The 23,062-nt window shown below is 43.5% G+C and carries 24 protein-coding genes; 15 read left to right on the plus strand and 9 right to left on the minus strand.

What is annotated here, in order from left to right:
- Window positions 1–98 precede the first annotated feature (98 nt).
- The gene (locus RTP55_RS03830; RefSeq protein ID WP_096488635.1) at window positions 99–635 is read left to right on the plus strand and encodes a gamma carbonic anhydrase family protein; all 537 of its coding nucleotides are present in this window, start codon (window positions 99–101) and stop codon (window positions 633–635) included.
- 81 nt (window positions 636–716) lie between these two features.
- On the opposite strand, the gene RTP55_RS03835 is transcribed toward RTP55_RS03830, so the two are convergent.
- From RTP55_RS03835 to asd, 3 genes are all read right to left on the minus strand, one after another.
- Window positions 717–2,555 (minus strand): hypothetical protein, encoded by a 1,839-nt coding sequence (locus tag RTP55_RS03835; protein WP_312384333.1) that lies wholly within the window; start codon window positions 2,553–2,555, stop codon window positions 717–719.
- A 157-nt stretch (window positions 2,556–2,712) separates the two neighbouring features.
- Window positions 2,713–4,164 carry a type IV pilus assembly protein FimV gene (locus tag RTP55_RS03840; RefSeq protein WP_312384335.1) on the minus strand — a complete coding sequence of 484 codons (1,452 nt, stop codon included), beginning with the start codon at window positions 4,162–4,164 and terminating at the stop codon, window positions 2,713–2,715.
- A 441-nt stretch (window positions 4,165–4,605) separates the two neighbouring features.
- Window positions 4,606–5,748, minus strand: coding sequence for an aspartate-semialdehyde dehydrogenase (asd, locus tag RTP55_RS03845; protein WP_312384337.1), 1,143 nt, complete (start codon window positions 5,746–5,748; stop codon window positions 4,606–4,608).
- A 334-nt stretch (window positions 5,749–6,082) separates the two neighbouring features.
- Between asd and RTP55_RS03850 the strand changes: the two genes are divergently transcribed.
- The 5 genes from RTP55_RS03850 to RTP55_RS03870 all read left to right on the plus strand — a co-directional run bounded on the left by RTP55_RS03850 (window position 6,083) and on the right by RTP55_RS03870 (window position 10,160).
- Entirely contained in the window at window positions 6,083–7,213 is a 1,131-nt protein-coding gene (locus tag RTP55_RS03850) for an endonuclease/exonuclease/phosphatase family protein (RefSeq protein ID WP_312384340.1), read from the plus strand.
- 498 nt (window positions 7,214–7,711) lie between these two features.
- Complete coding sequence (gene rpe, locus RTP55_RS03855; protein ID WP_312384342.1) at window positions 7,712–8,464, plus strand: ribulose-phosphate 3-epimerase; 753 nt, start codon at window positions 7,712–7,714, stop codon at window positions 8,462–8,464.
- A 35-nt stretch (window positions 8,465–8,499) separates the two neighbouring features.
- A complete protein-coding gene (locus RTP55_RS03860; RefSeq protein ID WP_188875439.1) occupies window positions 8,500–8,808 on the plus strand; it encodes a hypothetical protein in 309 nt (102 codons plus the stop codon).
- 117 nt (window positions 8,809–8,925) lie between these two features.
- Window positions 8,926–9,246 carry a hypothetical protein gene (locus RTP55_RS03865; RefSeq protein ID WP_007115494.1) on the plus strand — a complete coding sequence of 107 codons (321 nt, stop codon included), beginning with the start codon at window positions 8,926–8,928 and terminating at the stop codon, window positions 9,244–9,246.
- 182 nt (window positions 9,247–9,428) lie between these two features.
- Window positions 9,429–10,160 carry a hypothetical protein gene (locus RTP55_RS03870; RefSeq protein ID WP_312384344.1) on the plus strand — a complete coding sequence of 244 codons (732 nt, stop codon included), beginning with the start codon at window positions 9,429–9,431 and terminating at the stop codon, window positions 10,158–10,160.
- A 96-nt stretch (window positions 10,161–10,256) separates the two neighbouring features.
- On the opposite strand, the gene rluB is transcribed toward RTP55_RS03870, so the two are convergent.
- The gene (rluB, locus tag RTP55_RS03875) at window positions 10,257–11,120 is read right to left on the minus strand and encodes a 23S rRNA pseudouridine(2605) synthase RluB (RefSeq protein WP_036591148.1); all 864 of its coding nucleotides are present in this window, start codon (window positions 11,118–11,120) and stop codon (window positions 10,257–10,259) included.
- Window positions 11,121–11,354: 234 nt separating this feature from the next.
- Here rluB and RTP55_RS03880 point away from each other — a divergent pair, with 234 nt between their 5' ends.
- Window positions 11,355–12,053: a DUF805 domain-containing protein gene (locus RTP55_RS03880; RefSeq protein WP_312384346.1), complete on the plus strand. Its 699-nt coding sequence runs from the start codon at window positions 11,355–11,357 to the stop codon at window positions 12,051–12,053.
- Window positions 12,054–12,106: 53 nt separating this feature from the next.
- Here the strand turns inward: RTP55_RS03880 and scpB are convergent, their stop codons facing one another.
- From scpB to RTP55_RS03905, 5 genes are all read right to left on the minus strand, one after another.
- Entirely contained in the window at window positions 12,107–12,652 is a 546-nt protein-coding gene (scpB, locus tag RTP55_RS03885) for an SMC-Scp complex subunit ScpB (protein ID WP_062334329.1), read from the minus strand.
- Window positions 12,649–13,437, minus strand: coding sequence for a segregation and condensation protein A (locus RTP55_RS03890; RefSeq protein WP_312384348.1), 789 nt, complete (start codon window positions 13,435–13,437; stop codon window positions 12,649–12,651). Before RTP55_RS03890 ends, scpB begins: the two co-directional genes overlap by 4 nt.
- Entirely contained in the window at window positions 13,437–14,042 is a 606-nt protein-coding gene (locus RTP55_RS03895) for an O-methyltransferase (protein ID WP_219330965.1), read from the minus strand. Before RTP55_RS03895 ends, RTP55_RS03890 begins: the two co-directional genes overlap by 1 nt.
- A 10-nt stretch (window positions 14,043–14,052) precedes the next feature.
- Window positions 14,053–15,132 (minus strand): tryptophan--tRNA ligase, encoded by a 1,080-nt coding sequence (gene trpS / locus RTP55_RS03900; protein WP_312384350.1) that lies wholly within the window; start codon window positions 15,130–15,132, stop codon window positions 14,053–14,055.
- Window positions 15,133–15,259: 127 nt separating this feature from the next.
- The gene (locus RTP55_RS03905; protein WP_312384592.1) at window positions 15,260–16,249 is read right to left on the minus strand and encodes an LpxL/LpxP family acyltransferase; all 990 of its coding nucleotides are present in this window, start codon (window positions 16,247–16,249) and stop codon (window positions 15,260–15,262) included.
- A gap of 535 nt (window positions 16,250–16,784) precedes the next feature.
- Between RTP55_RS03905 and RTP55_RS03910 the strand changes: the two genes are divergently transcribed.
- The 8 genes from RTP55_RS03910 (at window position 16,785) to RTP55_RS03945 (ending at window position 23,061) form a co-directional block, all read left to right on the plus strand.
- Complete coding sequence (locus RTP55_RS03910) at window positions 16,785–18,875, plus strand: carbon starvation CstA family protein (RefSeq protein WP_409418413.1); 2,091 nt, start codon at window positions 16,785–16,787, stop codon at window positions 18,873–18,875.
- Between the two features lie 86 nt (window positions 18,876–18,961).
- Complete coding sequence (locus RTP55_RS03915; protein WP_007115971.1) at window positions 18,962–19,246, plus strand: YbdD/YjiX family protein; 285 nt, start codon at window positions 18,962–18,964, stop codon at window positions 19,244–19,246.
- A 226-nt stretch (window positions 19,247–19,472) separates the two neighbouring features.
- Window positions 19,473–20,792: a tyrosine-type recombinase/integrase gene (locus RTP55_RS03920; protein ID WP_312384354.1), complete on the plus strand. Its 1,320-nt coding sequence runs from the start codon at window positions 19,473–19,475 to the stop codon at window positions 20,790–20,792.
- A complete protein-coding gene (locus tag RTP55_RS03925) occupies window positions 20,792–20,983 on the plus strand; it encodes a hypothetical protein (protein ID WP_312384357.1) in 192 nt (63 codons plus the stop codon). Before RTP55_RS03920 ends, RTP55_RS03925 begins: the two co-directional genes overlap by 1 nt.
- 104 nt (window positions 20,984–21,087) lie before the next feature.
- The gene (locus RTP55_RS03930; RefSeq protein ID WP_312384359.1) at window positions 21,088–22,122 is read left to right on the plus strand and encodes a hypothetical protein; all 1,035 of its coding nucleotides are present in this window, start codon (window positions 21,088–21,090) and stop codon (window positions 22,120–22,122) included.
- Window positions 22,123–22,242: 120 nt separating this feature from the next.
- The gene (locus tag RTP55_RS03935) at window positions 22,243–22,494 is read left to right on the plus strand and encodes a helix-turn-helix domain-containing protein (RefSeq protein WP_095355724.1); all 252 of its coding nucleotides are present in this window, start codon (window positions 22,243–22,245) and stop codon (window positions 22,492–22,494) included.
- A gap of 10 nt (window positions 22,495–22,504) precedes the next feature.
- A complete protein-coding gene (locus RTP55_RS03940) occupies window positions 22,505–22,741 on the plus strand; it encodes a hypothetical protein (protein ID WP_312384361.1) in 237 nt (78 codons plus the stop codon).
- Window positions 22,738–23,061 carry a hypothetical protein gene (locus tag RTP55_RS03945; protein ID WP_312384362.1) on the plus strand — a complete coding sequence of 108 codons (324 nt, stop codon included), beginning with the start codon at window positions 22,738–22,740 and terminating at the stop codon, window positions 23,059–23,061. Before RTP55_RS03940 ends, RTP55_RS03945 begins: the two co-directional genes overlap by 4 nt.
- The last annotated feature ends 1 nt before the right edge of the window (window position 23,062 follow it).

The following is a 23,062-nucleotide window of genomic DNA, read 5'->3' on the forward strand; positions in this document are numbered from 1 at the left end:
GCATTGGCCACAATAACCCATTGCTAATTTATCCGCACTTGCTAAAATTAGAGGGTCAATTTTTTAGTTGACGCGCTTTTTTTTCATAAGGATTTGATATGCTGTACCAATGGCAAGACAAAAAACCCACCTATCAAGCACCCTTCACAGGCTGGGTCGCAGACTCGGCTGAAATCATCGGCGATGTACATCTAGCTGATAACGTCAGTGTGTGGTTTGGCGCGGTGATACGCGCGGACAATGCACCGATTTATTTGGGCAAAAATAGTAATGTGCAAGAAAACAGTGTGATACACACCGATGAAGGTATCGCCGTCACCATTGGCGAAGGCGTGACGATTGGGCATTTGGCGATGCTACACGGCTGCACTGTTGGTGATAATAGCTTGATTGGTATCGGTGCGATTGTGCTCAATAATGCCCAAATCGGCAAAAATTGCATCATCGGTGCCAATGCGCTTGTCACCGAAAATATGCAAATCCCAGATAATTCCATCGTGATGGGAAGCCCTGCGAAAGTTGTCAAAACCTTGCCGCAGGGGCGCGAAGTGATGCTTCAACTATCCGCATTACATTATGTTGAAAAAGCCCATGCTTTTAAAACGGGACTTACACCCATAGCGATTGAGTATTAAGTTGTTATAAAGTAATTCAAAAAAAATTAGACCAAAAAAAAGGATAGTCAATTTACTATCCTTTTTTTATGCAGAACATGATTAAGCGATACGTTGTCTTAACGCTGTGGCACGTTCTACCAACGCCGTGTTGTTGCTGTCTTTGATTTCATCAAGCAAGCGTTTGGCACTGTCGTATTCCCCTAAATTCACATACTGTTCTGCCAAATCTACGTTTAACGTATCCGTGTCGATATCCTTAATCACATCCAGTATCGCTGATAAATCCTCAACAACTGGTGCCGTTGTTAGGCTTACGTTATCTGCTATCGATGTTGTTTCAAGACTAGCGGTTCGGGTCGTAGTTGTCTGATTAGTTGCTTGAGTAGCTGTATCATCAAAGGACAAATCAATCAAGTCATCTGATGGGGTAGGCTCAGTGACCAAGACATTTGACGTAGCGTCTTGCGCTTTGGTCGTGTCATCGTCTAGCGCAAAATCAAACATATCATCTGAGATAAGTAGCGAGTCAGACTGGCTAGGGGCTTTGACTTCTATAGGAGCGCTGACTTCTGCCAAATCAACAACAGGCTCAGTGACTGATGGGGTAGCAACTGTGGCTAATGTGGCTGCTTCTGCTTGAAGTATTAATTCATCATCCAAAGCAAACGATGCAATATCTGTAGCTTCATCACTTGCAAACGGTACAGAGGTTGCTGCATCGGAAGTTAGATTGCTAGATGCTTTGGTATCTGACGCGCCAAAGCTTAAGGCGGTTTCTGTAGTAGCGTCATGGGTTGGAGTAACCGCTGGCTCAGCGTTCAAATCAAAGTCGAAATCAAAATCATCTGCGATGTTGTCAGCGCTCGGTGCAGCCGTTTGGGTCATTATCATTGGTTCTACAGCAGTAGCGGTAGGTGTTGATTGCGTCTCTGGTAAACTAAAGTCAAAATCAAAATCGCTGTCGCTAATAGCCTCGTTATTGACGTTACTTGCCAAAGTGGTTGTTACAGATTCCTCTTTCACTGGGGTAACAATTTCGGTAGGCGATTCTAGGGCAGGGGCAGCGACAGTCTTAGCGGTCGCGGGCTCATTGCTAGGTAGATCAAAATCAAAATCGTCAAAAGTTAACTCATCTGATTGTGGTTGCGCCGCTGTGGTTTCAGTAGTAGGCTTAGTTTCAGGCGGGACAGGTGTAACAGGTGCAATTTTGGTTTCAGGCACATCGAGTGCAAAGTCAAAATCTAATTCATTATCGGCATTGTTGCTAGCACCATTAGCTAGGGTTGCTGGCTGTGCCGCTTCAGTGACGCTCGGCATGGCAACCTGTGAAGTGCTGTTGATGGCTGGCTTATCACTGTCTTGTTTAAAACCTGGCAAATCAAAATCAAGTCCATCTGATTCAACGGCTTCAGCGGTATGGGTCATCGCTGCGCTGCGTGCAGTTATCCTTTGTTCTTCATCTACCAGCATTTTTAGGTTATTGGCTTGGGTAGTGAGATCAGCATTGTTCACTGCCAATACTTCTAGGTAGAAGCTATTAAAGTGCTGATAATCTTTAGCCAAGGCATAGCTATTAAGTAAAGTAAAATTCAACCCACTATGTGAAGGATGATTTTTTAGCGCACGACGTAACGTTGTGATAGCGCCCTCATAGTCTTGGGTTTGAATCAATTGCTCAGCCGCTTGTAACTCATGCTGCGCACTCTCTGTAGTATTGAGGGTTTGAGCAGTCTGTAAAGTCGTTTGCGGTAGGTCAGGCGCAGCTGGGCTTGGCATCTGTGATTGACGTTGCAGTTCTAATTCGCGCTGCTGCTCAGCCAAGGTTTTTGGACGTTTGACTTGGGTCTGAGTATCAACCGTTGTCTCGTTCTTACCTTTTTTCATCAAGAAAAAGCCAGCAACAATTACCAAAATCACCACTGCTGCGATACCTATCATTATCGGATCCATCTTTTACCTCATCGTTACGGTAGATAGTGATCATTAGGGCATAGCAAGATATAAGCTACCGCTTTATGCGACTAATGAATCACCACAAATTTGTTGTACGGTATGAAATGACACAGCACACAGGCAATATCATCCACGAGTTGTATTATTTTTTGTTTAACTCTTTTAAGCGTTTTTCTAATTGGGCAAGCTTGGTGTTTTGTATTTTCAAGCGATTTTCAGCGCCCACTAAGTCTTGATTGAGTTTGTTAACTTTAGTGGCTTGCTGGGCGGTGGCTTGGCGTTTTTGCTGCACTTGCGCCGCCACTTGGGATGACATCCCTTTGCCTACCTTGTTCTTGGTACTCTGACCTTGCACTGAACCATTGCTATGATTAGGTGCGATGATGGTCATTTCAGATTTTTTAGTCGCTGTATATGGGAGCGGTGTTTTTTGTGCTTTGAGTGTCTTTTTTGTAGTCTTTGGGGTGGCGGGTTGTTTGGCAGCAGATTTTGGTGCGATGACAGATTTTTTGCTTGCGACACGTTTTTTGTTTTGACGATATTGTTGTCGCGCTTTATTGGCTGATTTTATCCCAATTTGTGAAGGGACTACTTTGTATTTTGGGATTTGTAATTGGGTATTGGCGACAAGTTTGGTTGGGTCATTATCGGGGAACGCGGTCGGGTTGGCTGCCATAATATCTACCATTACTTGATCCACATCTTTGCGGTTTGCCGCTGCGATATTACTGGCGATTGTCCAAAGGTTGTCATTGCGCTGTAGTGTATAAGTGGTTGTCTCGCCAATGATTTGCGGGTTTTTGGCGCTATACTTAAATTTGGACTTGTCTGAAGGTTGATTGCCATAACTAGCTGCCGGGCTTGGTAATTGATTGTCTGCAGCGTTTGTTTGGATGGGGTTTTGCGTTTGTGGCACGGCTTGCGTATAAACAGCGCCATTTGGCTGAACAGATCGAACTGTTCGCGTCTCTTGGATACGCAGGTAGTCACTGTTTTCGCTAGCCAGCGTCCTTGGGGCGGCGCCGGCGGGCATACCAGTCGTAGGTAAATTAGGCAGCTGGTTGATGGTGGTTGATGGCAACGTTATCGGCTGCATGGGCATAGGGTCGGGCGACATAACAGGCAACTGCACAGGATTGGCCGAACCTATGACGATGTTTTGCGCAGGTGATTGCAAAGCCGTGGTATTGGCTTGCGTGGTGATTTTTTGTGCGCTGTCGATGGGCATCAACAAGGTTTTTGGCAGCGTTTTGGTCACACCATTTTCCGTGATATTGAGCACCACATCGGTAAATGGAGCATTAATCGGCCGTTTGCTGGTCAATACAATCTGACCGCCATTGCTACTGGTTGGGACAAATTTGATTTGAATATCGGCATCTTTTGACAAGCCTAGCTGGCGATAGACATCAGCTTGGGCGACTTTGACAGAAAAAGTTCTTGGATTGATATCACTGACATTAATACTGGCGTTTAAAGGTTGGTTTTGTTGGGTTTGTACATAAGTATCGCCAATATTGACGGCATAAGCGACAATGGGAAGCGATAAGGGAAAACCCAATACCAAGTGTACAGAGTATTTTTGCCAAGACATAAAAAATCCTTGCTGAAGGTATCATAGCCTAGTTAGGGGTGTTAAAAAATGCCTACTTGTGTGGTCGCACGGTAGTCAATATACCGACAGGCAATATTCAAATATCAAATTAATCGATAGTCCAACAACTTGACAAAAGTTTCAGTCAAATTATCTGCTCAACTTTACACTTTTTGTCCAAAACTCTCAATAGTCTGGCTCGCTTATTATTGGCATAAAGCCCGCTGTTGATAGCAATTTGAGCGTGGATTGATGCTTGGATAATGACGCTGTACTATCAATACCCTGACAATACCCTGATAATACCCTGATAACGCCAATCCCTGTTTACTGGTCATGGCGTTTTTTAGGGGTAAATAACGCATTAACATTATCAGGTTTAGCCATTGAAGCATAAAAAAACACGCCCTAGTCAGCGTGTTTTTTTATAAAACCTTGGGTTTATAATTGATTGCGGATAATCGCAAGTGTGCGGCGTAATGGCTCTGCCGCGCCCCATAACAACTGATCGCCCACGGTAAAGGCGGATAAATATTCGCCACCTAGATTCATCTTACGAAGACGACCTACGGCAACTTTAAGGGTGCCAGTGACCGCCACAGGGGTTAAACGCTCAACCGACGCAGATTTGTCATTTTCTACCACATCTAGCCACTCATTGCCACTGTTACGAAGCGCAGCTTCAATTTCTTCTAGAGGGATGTCTTTTTTTAGTTTGATGGTCAAGCCTTGTGAGTGACAACGCATAGCACCGATACGCACGCAGATACCATCAATCGGCACAATGTTGGCATTAGTCTTGTCTGCATCATTGCCTAAGATTTTGTTGGTTTCAACACAGCCTTTCCATTCTTCTTTTGATTGCCCGTTTTCTAGTTGTACATCAATGTAAGGAATTAAGCTACCAGCAAGCGGCGCACCAAAGTATTGTTTTGGGAACTCACTGCTACGTTGTAATTCGGCTACTTTACGGTCAATCTCTAAAATTGCGCCTGCGGGGTTATTGAGTTCGTCTGCGACGCCATCATGGATGTAGCCCATGCCTTTGATAAGCTCACGCATGTTGTTGGCGCCCGCACCACTTGCCGCTTGGTAAGTCATCGCAGATACCCATTCAACCCAATCACGTTTGAACAGCTCACCAATCGCCATCAACATCAAGGATACCGTACAGTTACCACCGATAAAGTCTTTTTGACCATTTTTGATAGCGTCATCAATGACATTGCGGTTGACCGGGTCTAGGACGATGATGCTATTTTCAGTCATACGCAGGGTGCTTGCTGCATCAATCCAATAACCGGTCCAGCCTTTATCACGTAGCGGCTGATGGACTTCTTTAGTATAGTCACCGCCTTGACAGGTAATAATGGCATCACAAGCCGCTAAAGCCGCTAAGTCATGCGCATCTTCAAGCTTGCTAGGGGCAATGCCATTTGGGGTAGGGGCATCGCCACCGGCATTACTGGTAGAGAAAAACACGGGGGTAATCCCTTCAAAGTCGTTTTCATCTATCATACGTTGAATTAATACCGAACCGACCATTCCACGCCATCCGACCAAACCTACGCGTAGCTGACTCATGATAACCCTTCCTTACTGTAAACAAAATAAAATAAATAGTGCAGAAAATCCACATTGATTTTTCAATTAGTAACCTGCTACCTTGCCTGTATTTGTAAGGTTTTGCAAGTGAATTTTTTTTTAGATGGGGCATCTATTTAGCTATAGATGGTAGTTAGCTATAGATGGTAGGCTGATAGCGATGTCAGGGTGAAAAATAGCGTTTGGCAACACAACTGCAATTTATCAGCCATATTTTTGTGGCTACTATATCGCCATACTAATGATAACAAGCTAATGATAACAAGCTAATATTGAACAACATGAACCGCAATATAACATGAAAGGATAGACAATGACGCTGTTGTTACATTTGCTAGCAGGTTTTGTGGTTTTTGCAACTTTTTGGGCAACCATCCCTAGGTTTGAATGGTGGTTTAGGGTTGCTGATTTTCCCAGAAATCAATGGATTTTTTTGGGGGTGGTGGCGCTCATTGGCTTACTTTGGCTGGGCGCTTTTGACAGTCGTTGGCAGATGGGATTGATTTTACTGCTGCTTATTGCGCTGGCTATGCAAGCGTACATGGTGTTGCCTTATACGTTTTTGTGGAAGAAACAAGTGCAAACGGCAAAGCCAAAATCACGCGATTATCAAGTGAAATTATTGGTTGCCAATGTGTTGACGACCAATCCAAATAAACAAGCTTTGATTGACCTTATCCATACCCATCAACCCGATATTGTATTGACGCTCGAAACTGACCAAGTGTGGCAAGACGCCTTAAGCCCAATCGAAGCTGACTATCCATTTAACGTCAAAGTGCCACTCGATAACTTATATGGTATGCATTTGTACTCAAAGCTTGAGCTTATCAATCCCCAAGTAAAATATCTGGTGGTTGATGATATCCCATCGATTCATACCCAAGTTCGCCTAGCCATGGGAAAGGTTGTTTGGCTATACTGCTTGCACCCCATGCCACCGAGTCCAACCGAAGCCGATAAATCGGTGACACGGGATGCTGAGCTATTAATGGTAGGCAAACATATCAACGCCAACGACTTGACGGTGATTGTTGCAGGTGATCTTAACGATGTGGCTTGGTCGCATACCACGCGTATGTTTCAGCGTATTTCAGGACTACTAGACCCCCGCATTGGGCGAAAATTCATCAATACCTTTCATGCCAGTTACCCATTTTTGCGCTGGGCGCTTGACCATGTTTTCCACAGCAATCACTTCACGCTGGTATCAATGGCGCGTATGCCGAACATTGGCTCCGACCATTTCCCCGTGCTCACTACTTTACAATATGAACCTGAAGTCATGGATGAGCAGCCTGAACCTTTGCCAAGCATCGCCGATCACCAAGAGGCGAAAGAAACCATCAAAGAAGGGGTCAAAGAAGGCGAAAAACTATCGGAAGCTCAGACTGATAGCGCTAGTGATGCTAGCAAATTATTGAAAGGCGCATTAGAAAGCTAGCAGCGGGCAAGTTAAAACCCCATGTAAGCATTTACTTACAACAGATTCCGCCTTTTGCGGCTAGTAACCAACCGTGCAACAACCTACAATGAACTCATCAACACAAGGATGATACCAAGGAATGGTAGTGTTGAGACGCTCAGGATGAGTAATATCATGGAAAGCCAATAATAATAACATAGTTGACATGAAGTGCCCTAAAACCCAAGTCTATTGCCCTAAGACTTGGGTTTTATCTTTTTTGGTACTTATCAATCATAATCTAGCCTAATTTAGCATAGTCTAGCTACCTTGTTTTTTGCTTGTTTTGACTACTTAAATGCAAATTCTGCAAGGCTTATGGCAGATTTATTTTCACGGACAGCAAATAATCGCTGTCAATAGTTATAGTCACCAAATAATAGCTACCAAATAATAGTCACCAAATAGTCTAAGTTTTTTAAAATAATCTTTGCTAAAATATCCGCACTTTTTAATCAAAGCTGACGGACAATGACGATGAACCAGTCTGAAATTCTTGAAGACTCACCTAAACAAGCCCCTAATAAATTTGCCCATCCAAATAATGATAGCCAATTTTTGATTGCGCCTTCGATTTTGTCGGCAGATTTTGCCCGTCTGGGCGAGGAGGTCGAGAAGGTTATTGCCGCAGGTGCGGATGTGGTGCATTTTGACGTGATGGACAATCATTATGTCCCAAATTTGACCTTTGGTAGCATGATTTGTCAGGCGCTGCGTGATTATGGGGTAACTGCGCCGATAGATGTGCATTTGATGGTGTCACCGGTTGATAGTATGATTGAGCAGTTCTTAAAAGCGGGCGCCAGCATCATTACCTTTCACCCAGAAGCCACGCAACATGTCGATCGCTCTTTACAACTCATTAAAGATGGGGGTGCTGACTGTGGATTGGTGCTGAATCCTGCCACGCCGATACACTATCTAGACTATGTGATGGATAAAGTTGACCAGATTTTATTGATGAGTGTTAACCCAGGGTTTGGTGGGCAAGCATTTATTGATGGCACCCTCAAAAAAATAGAAGCGGTGCGCGAAATGATTAGGCTATCGGGTCGCAATATTCGTCTTGAAGTCGATGGCGGTATCAAAGCCAGTAATATTCGTGCGGTTGCCGAAGCAGGGGCTGATATGTTTGTCGCAGGTTCAGCGATATTTAATCAACCTGATTATCGCCAAGCGATTGATGCGATGCGTGCCGAACTGGCTTTGGTCGGTCGCTTGCCAGCGTAAATGCTACACAAGCAATGATACACAAGGAAATTGGTATGGACGTTCAATCCCCGTCTTTAGTACCCAAAGGTCTGACAATTGGGCTGGCAATATTTGCGGTGTTGCTAGGGTTGGCAGGTTTTGGGTTTAGGTTGATGTTTGGCGATAGTTTATCATCAATGCTGCCCTCACTGGTGAGTACCATTGCGATTTTTTGGCTAGGTATTCCACTGGCTTTTGTCGTGGGCTCAAAGGTGTTAAATCGCTACTCAGGGCGTGCACCGATTCAAAATCGCAATGCGTTAACCTTGGGTTTGTTATTTAGCTGTGTGGCGATGCTATGGATGATGGCGGCATATTCGTAACGGTTCGCTCGGTGAGTCGGTACCCATCAAGACATTGAGATTAACGCCACAAATTGATGCTAGACATTGACGCTATACATAACACCAATCCTCAGTAATTATTTAGGAATTTATTGAATGGCATTGCCACATTATACTAAGCAAGAATTATCGATTTATCCCAGCAATCTTCCAAAAGGCTTAATCAACACACTGATAGTTGCTTGCTTGCTGTTAGGGTTGGCGGCTTTACGCAGTAGCAAGGGAATGCAAGGCTGGCTCAATGTCATCGAAAATTGGGTGTTTATGCTATTGTGGATTCCGCTTGCCGTCACCCTTTGCGCATTACCTTTTAAGTTGCGGGATGACAGTTTTGAGCTTAAATTGGCGTATTATCTTGGTATGTTCGTGGCATTTTTATTTGAAATTAATAAACTTCGCTATTGGCATACCATGTAAACATGACGATTTAGGGTAAGTAATAGCTAAAAGTTTTGCGCAATACTTTTTTTGACCGATGAATTTTTAGGCTTAGCCAACGCTAACATGCTTGAATTTTTAAACAGTTGCATTCATAGTAATGCTATATTTGCTTTTTATAGGCAGGCTGTTATTGATAGACAAGCTGTTAGGGCGTATAGATGAATATTTTGCTCGGTATATTGCTGGCTGTGTTGATTTTGTTGATAAGCTTTTTGGCGTATCGATGGATAAGGCTGGCTTGGTATAAACTACATGATATGGCAGGTATTGAGGTCGGTATGTCTCAATATTCTGTGCCGCCCACAGCATCGCCGGCAAAACCAGAAACCATGCGCTTGGCGTACCAATCAAACATGCCAATTCCCAATACCTTCGGTAGTGATAGCCGTTTTAACTTAATGCCACCTGCTAGCAAAAATGCAAGCAATAAAAAATGGTTCAAAGCAAAAACTCAACAACTGCGATTATCTTCACCTTCGATTTTGGGTATTGATGGCGCGTCAATTGAACGTATGCCAACAGCTGCTGTGATGCTGCTTGATACAATCCATGATAAACTCATTCGTTATCAGGCGTGGCAACGTGACCAAAGTCAGTCAGTCAACCAACCAGACCACCCGCAAACCCAATGGTTGACTGAAAATAAGTTTGTGGTCAACCGCTTGATTGAGCAGACGATTCCCGAAGCTGTACACCAGTATGACCAAATTGCCAAATATCATCCCAGTCAGCTCAATCAAAAAATTCAGGGGGAGATGACCGCAGGCGAGATGCTCATTGAGGTATTGGCTCGCGTCAATCGGCAATTAGATGAATTGCTTAATGAGATGTTTCATGAAGTCAGCCAGCAATTTGCGTCAACTTATCGCTATGTCAAAAATCGCACGTAGTTGATGGTAGATTAACATTGGTACATTAAAATGAAAAAAGCGTATCAATTTGATACGCTTTTTTTGTAAGTTGCTTTTTTGTAAGTTTTATAGCGGTTAGCTACTTCTTTTTTCTTTATCGCGGCGTAAGTGATGACCGCCGCGGCGCGCTTTTAGCGGTTTTTTCTCAAAGCGTTCTTGGCGGCGTTTGGCAATGCCATAAAGCCCTGTGCCTTGGCGCGGGCGAATGTTGACAAGCCCTGCTAAGGTGTCAATCTCACGGCGATCTAGCTCAAGATAGCGACCCGTGCGAAGCTCCCTTGGGAGACTGACAGAGCCGTAACGGATACGCAGTAATCGGCTTACTTTTAAGCCTTGTGATTCAAATAAGCGGCGCACTTCACGATTGCGACCTTCTTTGAGTTTGACTTGGTACCATTTGTTGATACCTTCACCGCCTTTTTCAACGATGTCATCAAACTGTGCCATACCATCTTCTAGCATGACGCCACGTTTGAGATTTAAGATAATCTCAGGGGTGACTTCGCCCATCACACGCACCGCATATTCGCGCTCTATTTCATTTGATGGGTGCATCAGACGGTGAGCCAGTTCGCCATCATTGGTAAATAGCAATAAACCTGTTGAGTTGATGTCCAACCGACCCACCATTACCCAGCGGTCATGATTTAGGGGTGGCAGGCGCTCAAACACCGTGGGACGACCTTCTGGGTCATGGGCTGAGCAAATTTCGCCTTCTGGCTTGTAATACATCAAGATACGGCGGCGTTTTTCATTTTCTGCGGTATAGCGTAGCAAACGTCCATCGACTCGGATTTCATCGCCCTGTCCGACACGGTCACCAATGGTAGCCACAGTCCCGTTAACACTGACGCGACCTTCGCGAATCACATCTTCCATTTGGCGGCGCGAACCTAAGCCTAGACGGGCGAGCGCTTTTTGCAGTTTTTCGTCTTTCATTCAATAATCCTTTAATAGGTAGCAACATTTCACAATGTTGTGATAGCATGAAACTTCATGCTTGTGCCTATTGTAGGACAAGCGATGGTTGAATGCTAGTATAAAGTCATGTGGCTAAATTTTAACCAGTATTTTAATCAAAAATTGAACATAAATAATGTCACATTGTAAAAATTATTTTACGTTATAATCATCGACATAAGTAAATCAATAACAGCACAGGGAATAATAACAATGAGAGGGCAAATAGCCAATTTTTCGCCGCAACATGGTCAAGGTATCATCATGGGGGATGACGGAAAAAATTACCCATTTACTAGCCAACAATGGCAACAAGCCACAGCACCGACGGCAGGACAACAAGTAGAATTTAGTGTCGATGCGCAGGGTTATGCAGTGGCAGTTGTCGGTCTTGCCGCAGGCAATGCAGTCAATCTGAACAAACCGATAGATAGCACGATTCCTCCCATCCCCCACGGCTATACAGACAACCCTACAACTGCCAACTATGGTCAAGTTACTAACGCAGCGGGCATGAATGCCGTCAATCCAGCATGGGCGATTGAAGAAAATTATGGCTTTTTTGATTGGGTTAAAAAAAGTCTCAGCAATTATGCCAATTTTAAAGGGCGTGCTAGACGTAAAGAATATTGGTATTTTTATTTGGCGTGGTTCATGTTGTATCTGGGTGCGGCAATCATCGATTATATGATGGGTACTGATGGTATTGTGGCGGGGCTTATTTCTTTGGCATTGGTGATTCCAAATATCGCAGTAGGTGTTCGCCGTTTACATGACATTAATAAATCAGGCTGGTGGATGCTCATTGCCTTTATCCCCATTATTGGCGGGATTATGCTGCTAGTATGGTATTGCACAGATACCAAGCCAAATGTCAACCAGTGGGGCCCCCCTGCTCGCCGCTTGCCTTGAGGCAGGTTGTTGTTGAGGCAGGGTTTTTAAGAAGCTGCCCAGTCGGCAGCTTTTTATATCTCAAGCTGTTGCACATCAGGTAGCTTTGGCAAATCTTGCAAGCTTTTAAGCCCAAAGGCGGCTAAGAACGCTGGCGTGGTATGCAGTAGTGCAGGACGTCCCAGCGTATCGCGAAATCCTTGCTCAATAATCCAGCCTTTATCAAATAGTTGCCGTAAAATATTGCTTGATACAGTCACGCCACGAATTTGCTCAATATCGCCACGCGTCACCGGTTGTTTGTAAGCAATCACACTTAACGTCTCTAATAACGCTTGGCTTAAGGTTTCTTGACGCTGGGGAAAAACTTGCTGAATAAGTGGGCTAAAGTCATTGGCGATTTGCAATCGGTAGCCGCTCGCGGTATCCGCTAAGGTTAACGCGCCTTGTGATAGACGCTGCTGCAAGACTGTGAGCGCCATGCTCAGTTGGTTTGGATTAATCGATAGCCAGTGACATAGCTGTTTGGCAGTAATCGGGGTTTCTGAGGCATGTAAAATCGCTTCGATAGATTTGCTATGCTGCTGGGCAAGCTGATGTTGTTGGTTAAAATCGGTCATGACGATGCCCATATCAAGGTTAGTTCGCTTACATCGGAAGCGTTGTCATCCTCTTGTGCGACAAATTTTAGCATCCGCTGTTTTGCTAATTCCAAAATAGCGACAAAACTCACCACCACACCCAGTTTGCCTTGTGATTTATCTAATATGTCGTGAAAAGTGCCTTGACCACGGCTTGCCAACATACGGCTAATACTTGCCATACGCTCTGCCAAAGGCACGATATCGGCTTTGACATGGTGCATTTGGTAATCGGGTTTTAGCTGCATTTTGATTAAACTGTCGGCAAGCATGGTGGCAGGATAGGGTGCAATCTCTTTGGCTAATATATCAGGGCTTGGCAAACTGGCGTATGCCAAAAATACATCGCGCTCAAGCCGCATTAACGCATCGATACGCTGACTGGCGTGTTTGATTTGGGCGTATTGTTCAAGTCTGTCAATCAGCTGCTTGGTGGGGTTTTTTTCATCCTCCAGCCGTTGCGGACTTGGTAGTAACAATGCACTTTTGATAGCAATTAAGGTACTTGCCATCAGCAAATAATCGCCTGCTAACTCAAAATGATTGTCATCCAATTCCTCAATATAAGTCAGGTACTGCTCGGTAATCGGCAAAATTGCTGTGGTGGTGATATCAAAGTTATTTTTTTTGACTAAGTACAACAAAAAATCCAGCGGACCTTCAAACTGCTCTAGCCAAATGGCAAAGGCTTCAGGCGGAATATAGAGGTCTTCTGGCAGACTTTGAACAGGCGTCTCAAAAATTCGAATGGCTAAATTGGTCACTACTGTCGAACCGCCACAAACAATCCTGCCCCAATTGATAGGGTAGCGCACAGATAGTTGTTGTCCTGTTCAAAGGCTGACAAAAACGCTGCTACTTCATCGGCATGAGAAATGACATTATCGACAATCAACATATCGCCAAAGGTCAACAATCGCTTAAAGTCAGCCACATAGTCGCCATAAAACCTGCGCTCTGCGTCCAAGAAAATCACATCAAAATGGGCAGTTGACTGACGTAAAAAATCCTTGGCATCGACTTGTTGTAGCGTGATATTGTGGTCAAACTTCAAGGTGCGCAGGTGATTGCGAGCAGTTAGTAATCGCCATTCATCGATATCAATCGATGTCAATGTGGCAGTATCCGCGGTATTGGCGCGATTGATTTGGGCTAACGCATAGCCTAGCCATAGCGTAGAGTAGCCCGTTGATGTGCCAATTTCTAACATATTTTTAGCCCGCTTACTGATAACCAGACTGGCAAGAAACTCGGCTGAATCAGGCTCAAGGTGGCGATGTCGGTTGAGACGGTTGGGCTGCGCATCGTCAAAGGCTTTATCGATTTGATAAAGCCTATCGGTGTAGGCTTTAAAGTGGGCAAATGACATGAGTGACTCGTTATTTTTTGAGTTTGGCAAGGGGTTTGATACCAATGGCTTTTCGTACTTTTTCTAGGCGTTTTCGCGCATCACGGCGGGCTTTTTCTGCGCCCATTTGTAGGATTTCTTCCAATTCTTTTGGATTCGCCATCAATTCATTGTAACGAGCACGGAAAGGGGCAATTTCGCTGTTAATTTTTTCAAACAACATTTCTTTGGCATCGCCCCAACCGATACCTTGCTCAAAACGTTGACGCAGTAGTTGTTGTTCTTCTGGGCTAGCGAATGCACGATAAATCTCAAAAATCGTGGACTCATCGGGGTTTTTGGGTTCTTCTGGCAACTGTGAATTGGTGACAATACGCATGATGGCTTTTCGCAGCGCTTTTTCACCATCTATTTGTGGGTCGTCGCCAAACAACGGAATGGTATTGCCATAGCTTTTTGACATTTTACGACCATCAAGCCCCGTCAGTAGCGGCGTGTCATCATCTACCATGGCTTCGGGCAGTACAAAAATCGGTTTTTCTGGGTCACAATAGCGAAAATTAAAGGTACCTGCTATATCACGTGCCATCTCGATATGCTGGATTTGGTCTTTACCCACAGGGACATGGGTGGCATTGAACATCAAAATATCCGCGGCCATTAGCACAGGATAACTAAATAACCCCATCGAAATGCCATAATCAGGGTCAGTGTCTGGCGTTTCACGGTTAGCATCTACGGCGGCTTTGTAGGCATGCGCACGGTTCATTAAGCCTTTAGCACAGTTACAGTTGAGTACCCAAGTTAGCTCTGGAATTTCGATAATATCCGACTGGCGGTAAAACACCACGCGCTCAGGGTCGAGACCACAGGCAAGCCACGTAGCGGCAATTGCCTTGGTCGATGCATGAATCGCCTCAGGGTCGTGGCATTTGATGAGTGCGTGCAAATCCGCCAAGAAAAAATAAGCATCGCTTTCTCCCGTACTCGCGCCTTGTATCGCCGATTGTATGGCTGGGCGAATGGCACCGACATAGTTGCCAAGATGGGGAATTCCACTGGTGGTAATACCTGTTAAAATGCGGCGCGGCGCGGCTGTTTTGTCATTCATATTCAAAATTCCAAACAAAAGCAAAAAAAGTACAAAATAGGCAAAAAAATTGTCCGTTAGTATAGCGGGTTTTGACTACAAATTCATGCCAAAAATTGGCTGAGCTCCATGAGCCAAATGAGCAAAATTAGCGGTAATAGCGGATACCAGTAGGCTGGGTTTTATAGCGCCGATGAAACCACATGTATTGGGTCGGGTCGATACGGATATAATTTTCTAATAGCTGATTGATGCGATTGGCATCCGCTAATTCATCTTCGGTTGGGTAGTTGTCAATAATAGGCGAGAAGATGATGTGATAATGCGGTTTGCGACCTTTTGGCATCTCATCCGGGGTTTCCCGATAGAAATGCAATATCATCACGGCAGGCAGATTGGCTTTATTGCCCAGTTTTGCCATACGACGTGGTGCAGTCAAAGTGGCAGCGGGTACCCCAAAAAAGTCTGCCATCACGCCTTGTTTTAGCCCAAAATCTTGGTCGGGGGTGATCCATACCACATGATTATCTTTAAGGTTTTTGGCAAAATGGCGCATATTGCGATGACTGATTTGGTCGCTATAAACTTTTGAGCGAGCATTAAAAATGAACCAATCAAGCAGCGCATTGTTTTGCGGTCGATACACCACATCCAGCGGGGTAAACATGGTGGTCAGCCGTCCACCCAAATCGAGCAAAGTCGAATGGATACCGAGTAAAATCACCGCTTTACCTTGCGATTGGGCGTTTTTTACATGTTGCAGCCCTGATACAGTGACGCAGCGGGTAAATACATCCGGTCGATACCACGCACACAGACTCTCAAACACACCCACACCGGCATTGATAAAAATCTTCTCTGCCATCTCTAAACGCTGATCTTCGCTAAGCTCTGGAAACGCCAATGACAAATTGGTCAAAGTATCGGCTCGGCGGCTTTTAATCAGTCCAAATAACAATTTTCCCAGAAAATGACCGATTTTAAATTGATAGCGCAACGGCAAATAAATCAATGGCAAAATCAGCGCGACCCCAAGCCAAATCCCCCAATATTGCGGCAACAAAAACTGCCACTGAAAAGGCTTACGCGCTGTACGGTTATCTGATTGCAGTTTTTGCAACTCGCTCACCTTTGGCATGCCTTCAAGTGTTACAGTTGACTGATGTAGCAGATTGGCATCGGCATTACTGGCAGTATCAACCGGAGGCATTTTGGCTGTTGGGTCAAACATTTGGGGCTTATGATTTTGGGTTGGTTTCATAGGGTATGTTTCATTAAAAAAAGCATAAAAAAATATAAGAAAAGACATAAAAAATGCAAAAATAAATGCCGTGGCAGTGACTCGGTCGATTAAGTTTGTAAAGCTGGTCAAAAAATATAAGCTAAAATGTACAGGCATTTAAGCCGATTGGGTCATTATACCAAACAACGACGCAGGCTAAAGCCAGTAAATTTAGTATATATTGGGTAACAGTCATACATTGAATGACGAATAACCATTAATCCATGTTACAATTTGCAAAATATTACAAAAAACTAGCAATGATTATTTAACGTAATTACATGTTGATTTAGTTCCATTTAACACAATTGCTTTTTAACATACTTGCGTTTATCTCTATCCTAGGATGATCTTCATATAAAAAGGAGTTGACATGCAGACAAATTCCGCAATGACAAGTAACTCCCCCATGCTATCAAAGATAGTATGGTTACTTGTTGCAATTATTGGCGCAGTGGCATTAGGGACAATTGCCCTTCACCGCGGCGAAAGTATCAATGCCGTGTGGCTTGTTGCTGCTGCCGTGTGTTCGTATAGCATTGCTTATCGCTACTATAGCTTATTTATCGCCAAAAAAGTCTTTGAGCTCAATCCTCGCCGCGTGACACCGGCTCACCGCCTAAAAGATGGCTTAGATTATGTGCCTACCAATAAATACGTCTTATTTGGTCACCACTTTGCTGCGATTGCTGGGGCAGGCCCATTAGTCGGTCCTATCTTAGCGGCACAAATGGGTTATTTGCCAGGTACGCTATGGCTCATCATTGGTGTGGTATTTGCAGGTGCGGTACAAGATTTTACTGTACTATTTATCTCGACCCGCCGTGATGGCAAATCACTGGGTGAAATGGCAAAAGACGAGCTGGGTACTTTTACGGGTATTACGGTGATGCTCGGTGCGCTAGGCGTGATGGTCATCATTCTTGCAGTACTGGCACTGGTAGTCGTCAAAGCATTGGCACACAGTCCTTGGGGGCTATTTACCATCGCGGCAACGATTCCTATCGCGCTACTGATGGGCATCTACATGCGTTATTTACGCCCAGGTAAAATCATGGAAGTGTCTATCATCGGCTTTGTGTTGATGATGGCGGCGATTGTATTTGGTGGCGATATTGCCAAAGACCCTGCGATGGCTGAATTGTTTACCTTGACCGGTACCCAGCTGACTTGGGCTTTGATGATTTATGGTGTGGTGGCATCGGTATTGCCTGTGTGGCTGCTGCTTGCGCCGCGTGATTATTTATCTACTTTTTTAAAAATAGGGGTGATTGTAGGTTTGGCACTGGCGATTGTCTTTACCATGCCAGAGTTAAAAATGCCTGCGGTTACCAAATTTATCGATGGTACAGGTCCGGTATTCAAAGGTGGGTTATTTCCGTTCTTGTTTATTACCATTGCTTGTGGTGCTATCTCTGGTTTTCACGCCTTGGTATCGAGTGGTACGACCCCAAAACTTGTGGACAATGAAGTAGATACTCGCGCCATTGGTTATGGTGGTATGCTCATGGAGTCGATGGTTGGTATCATGGCAATGATCTGTGCCACCATTCTTGACCCTGGTATGTATTTTGCGATTAATGCCCCAGCAGCGCTTTTAGGTACAACCCCAGAGACAGCGGCAGCCGCTATCCAAAAATTGGGGTTTGTAATTACCCCCGAGGCGCTTACGACGCTAGCGCAGCAAGTGGGTGAGAGCTCCATTATCTCACGGACAGGCGGTGCGCCGACCTTTGCGATTGGTATGGCGCATATCCTATCGTCTATCTTTGGTAGTACGGCGATGATGGGGTTTTGGTATCATTTTGCGATTTTATTTGAAGCCTTGTTTATTTTGACTGCCGTAGATGCAGGGACGCGTGCTTGTCGTTTTATGGTACAAGATACCATCGGCATCGTGGTGCCGTCGGTGCGTAATTCAACCAATCTCGGCGTGCATTTGCTTGCGACTTTAATTGCAGTAGCCGCTTGGGGCTTCTTTGTCTACCAAGGCGTCATTGATCCGCTTGGGGGCATTAACTCATTGTGGCCACTATTTGGCATCGGCAACCAAATCTTGGCAGCGATGGCATTGACCCTAGGTACTGCAGTTTTATTTAAAATGAAAAAACAAAAATATGCTTGGGTCACTGTGGCACCCACGGTCTTCTTATTGATTACCTGTTTGACGGCAGGTTGGCAAAAAATCTTCCATGAAAATCCAGCGATTGGTTTCTTGGCACAAGCGCACAAATACAGTGCCGCGATTGCCAAAGGTGAGGTGTTAAAACCTGCCAAAACCTTGGATGAGATGCAAACCATCGTATTCTCAAACTATGTGGATGCCGTGCTTTGTGGCTTCTTTATGATTGTGATGATTGTCATGATTTTCGGTACGATTCGCGCATTAACAAAAGCCTTGGCAAGTGATAAACCTACCGTGGTTGAAGGTGAGGCGATTTATGAAGATCCAAAACCCTTGAATATTTCTGCACCGCATTAGTGAAAAATTGACAGTGATTGCACTTATATTTGTGCAATTGCTTGGATTTCACCAAAACCATGCTGGGCAGATAGGAGGAGAGTCACATGAGTAATAATGCGTTAATCGCCAACTTGATTAAAATGACCTTGAAGGCGCAAAAGGAGGTAATTTTTAGCCCAAAAAATATGACCCGCCTAATCACGCTGGTCAAACGGATGCAACAAAGCTTTCGTTTGATGGTCGGTGTCCCTGATTATGCGACTTACGTCAGCCATATGCAGGAGCAGCATCCTGACCTAGAGCCGATGGATGAAAAGACCTTTTTTCGCTACTGCGTCGATGCGCGCTACCCGAGTAATGGCGGTGGCATGAAGCGATGTCCTTGCTAACGCTATAAATCGGTAAAAAACAGTCTAAAATTAGACGGTATTTAGATAAAACTTAGCACCGCATTAACAAACTTAATAAAACCGCAAACCCTTGTAATTATTGCATTACAGGGGTTTTTTATTTAATATTGTTGTATGAAATAGCATGGAATAGTTTGTTGTTATGGCTACTAAATGGCTATTAAATTGGCTACTAAATGGCTATTGAATTTAAAAGGTTAAAGTTATGGCTATGCAAGGTTTAAAGACAGTTACCCAGCTAGATAAGGCGATTAAGGAAACCACCAAAACAACACCTTATTCAATCGCAGGTTATAGCGGTTTATTTCTTGGTGTAGAAGTCAGCAAGCATACAGGCAAAAAGACCGCAATTTTTAAACACCGCTACAGCCACCCTATTTTGAAAGGTAAACGCCCTACAATCACACTAGGACAATATCCAGCTTTTACCCTAGAACAAGCCCGCCAAGCCTACAATGACAACCTTGCTATATTGGCAAAAGGCATTGACCCTATAGAACACCGCCAAGATGAAAAGCAAAAGGAAATAATAGACAGGCAAAACACACTAGAACACTTTATCAATCAGTGGCAGGCCAATCAGCAAAGAAAAGAATTAAGCCCTAGCACATACGCCAAGATTGAAAAAAATTTAGCGATTATAAGAAAGCATTTTAGCAATATGCGAATTACTGATATTAAACCTAGTCACGTTATTAAATTTGTTAATTCTATCCAAGAAACTAGCACAAATAGGGGGATAAGGATTAAAGGGGAATTAAAGGCAATTCTACAGTTAGCTAAAGCGAATGGGGTTATTGAGTACAATCCAGCCAGCGACCTACAAGGAACAATTAAAACTCATAAAACCAAGCATTACCCAGCAATCACCATGCCCGCAGAATATGGCAGGTTATTAAACGACATTGACAGCCTAGCCGATAGCCCACTATTTCAAAAAGAGATTTTGCAATTATTGGCTTTAACCCTTGCCCGTGTTGGTGATATTTGCGCTATGAAGTGGAGTGATGTAAACCTACTTACTAAGCAATGGGAATTTAGACCACAAAAGGCAGGCAACCGTGACGATATGACTGATATAGTAACGCCACTTGCACCGCAGGCAATAGCCATTTTAGAACGTATGAAAGCTAAAACAGGCGGTTATGAATATGTTTTTCATAACACTAGACGAAAACAGGAAAAACACACGCACCGCCAAGAAATTAATAAAGTATTGAATAGCCCTACCATGAATGACGGACAAGGCTATAAAGGCATACACAGCCCGCATGGGTTCAGAGCCAGTGCAAAGACAATGTTAATGGAACGGCTAGGCTATGATGAATTAATCACAGAGTTACAGCTAGGCCACCGCATGATGAACAGTTACGGGCGAGCGTATAGCCGTATGGATATGTTAGACCAGCGCAGAGCCATGTTAATCGATTGGGCGAACTACTTAGACGATTTAAGAGCAGGCAAGATTGATAATATTATTTACCTGGATAAAGCCAAAGCCAACCAACAGGCGGTTAATGAATAATGAATACTACCCCAGCCAATAAAAACACCTTGCCAGCAATGGACACCAAGCCAACCGCAAGCGGGCATATTTTGGTGATGACCCATGAGCAGATAGACCAGCTAGGCGATATCCTGGACAATCCTTTTTTACCACTGAATGACCTACAAAAGGCGTTATTTATGCGGGGCTATCGCTTGATTAGAGTTTAAGACCAGTTTTGCAAGGCTAGGAACTGCAGCCCGAAAGCGGGGAATTTTCGCACCAAACCCCGCCCGCCTTGCACCCTCTTTTATTGGTGCGTATGGTGCAAGTTATGGCTTTATACGAGTATAAAGAATTTTTAAACTTTCATGATGTGGCAAGATATTTACATGATAGAGAAATAGAGTATTTCAACCCCTATGATGACAATGATATAAATAGATTAAGGAATTTTATTTTAGATTTATACAATGAAGATAAACTGCACCCAGTATTTTATTACGATGGTTTAGCTAGATATGGTTTTGAATTAGATACAAGCCTTATTTTATTAAGGGGTTGGATTAATGTAAGTAAAAAAATGATTACGGATTTATTTAATGATTCTAAAATTGATTTAAACGTAAATGATTATTTGAAGGTTTATAAATTACATTCAGATACAGAAAATACCAATATTGGGGATATCATTGAAGATGACTTAAATAATTATATTTATATGGATACAAGTAGATATAAACTTGACCCGCCGAAAATAGATGGTGATGGAAACCTTATCCCACCAAAAAAAAGAATGGATATTGTATTTGAAGTTTTAAAAGAATATGGCGAAGATATAAAGCATAACCCAGCATTGAAATTAGAGGATTATCACGACAGATTACCTAAAATAATTAAAAATGATATATGGTTAAATTTTGATGAATTACTCTATCCTAAAATTGACTTAGACAAGCTATTTGACACTAAAGCCCAAATAGATAATAGTGAATTGATTGAACAAATATCTAAACTTAAAAGTAAGCTAACAATCGCTAACGATACTATTGCTAGCCAAATGGCTGAATTAGCTATCGTTAAAGCCAAATTAGATAATTTAGAGCAGAAAGGTGGGCTATATCAAAGCAACAAGGCAGCAGATGATGAGCAAGTAAAAGATAAAAGCAAAGAAGCTATTAGCCGATTGGTATATGTTTTATTAGATTTAGCAAAATTTGACGTAACCGCCCATAGTGGCAATGATAATTTAGCTATTGAAACTCATAGCCAAAAACTACTAAATAAACCACTTACCAAACCATTTATTGCGGAATGGCTTAAAAATGCCATTAATGCCAAAGAGAAACACGCCAAAAATCAAACCTAGTTTTTAGGTAAATATCACAAACTTTTAGGGCAATATTACCGTAATATTGCCTTATTTCATTTTTAGCACCCTTTCATAATACGCCTTACAACATAACCCCACTTGTAAGGAGTAAAGGCAATGAGCCACACCACCACGCCAAAAGGCGAAAATCAAACAAATATTACTTTTAGTGATATTGCCAACAACCCGCAGGGCTTAACCCCGCTTAACGACACAGCCAAGCTATTTAACCGCCACGCTGAAACATTGCGTAGATGGGTAAGAGCAAAAAATAATCCTTTCATTAAGCCAGTCAATGTTAATGGGTTTTATTTTTTCAAAAATAGCGACCTTTTGGAATTTATCGAAAAGCAACAGGCAACAGCATAAGGGGCAAACCATGACAGCGAATACAAGCAAACCCAAACGCATAACCAAACGCCAACAAGTAAAAAACCGCCTTTTAGCGGGCGAGGTTTTAACCGTGCGTGACATTATCCATATGGGTATTAACCGCCCAACCGATATCATTTGGCTATTGCGCAAAAAGGGCATGGATATCATTAGCCTTGATTGCAAAGACCCAGCCACAGGCGAACAGTACGTAAAATACTACCTACAGGAAACCACCGCATGAATGAGCCAGTAAACCCAGCGTTTTTTGCTGAATTTGATAAATACAAACGTATCGTAGAAAAGTATGGGGAGGACAGCGAACAAGCCATAAACCAGTTTATGAAAGTGTTTGAGTTATCGCCCGAATATATCAAGCAGGAAGCCCACGCAAAGGCTAAAGAACTGGACTTGATACCACCTATAAGCGGTTACAGTGATGATGGCGAACCGCTTTATAGCGCAGCAGATATAGCCGCCAAACTTGGCATAGATGAAAGTGAAGCGATAAGCCGCCTAGATGAATTGGGCGTATATCAAGGTAATATTAATCGCATACAGTGAG

The sequence above is a fragment of the Moraxella sp. CTOTU47579 genome (genome assembly GCF_032004885.1).
Lineage (GTDB): Bacteria > Pseudomonadota > Gammaproteobacteria > Pseudomonadales > Moraxellaceae > Faucicola > Faucicola tetraodonis.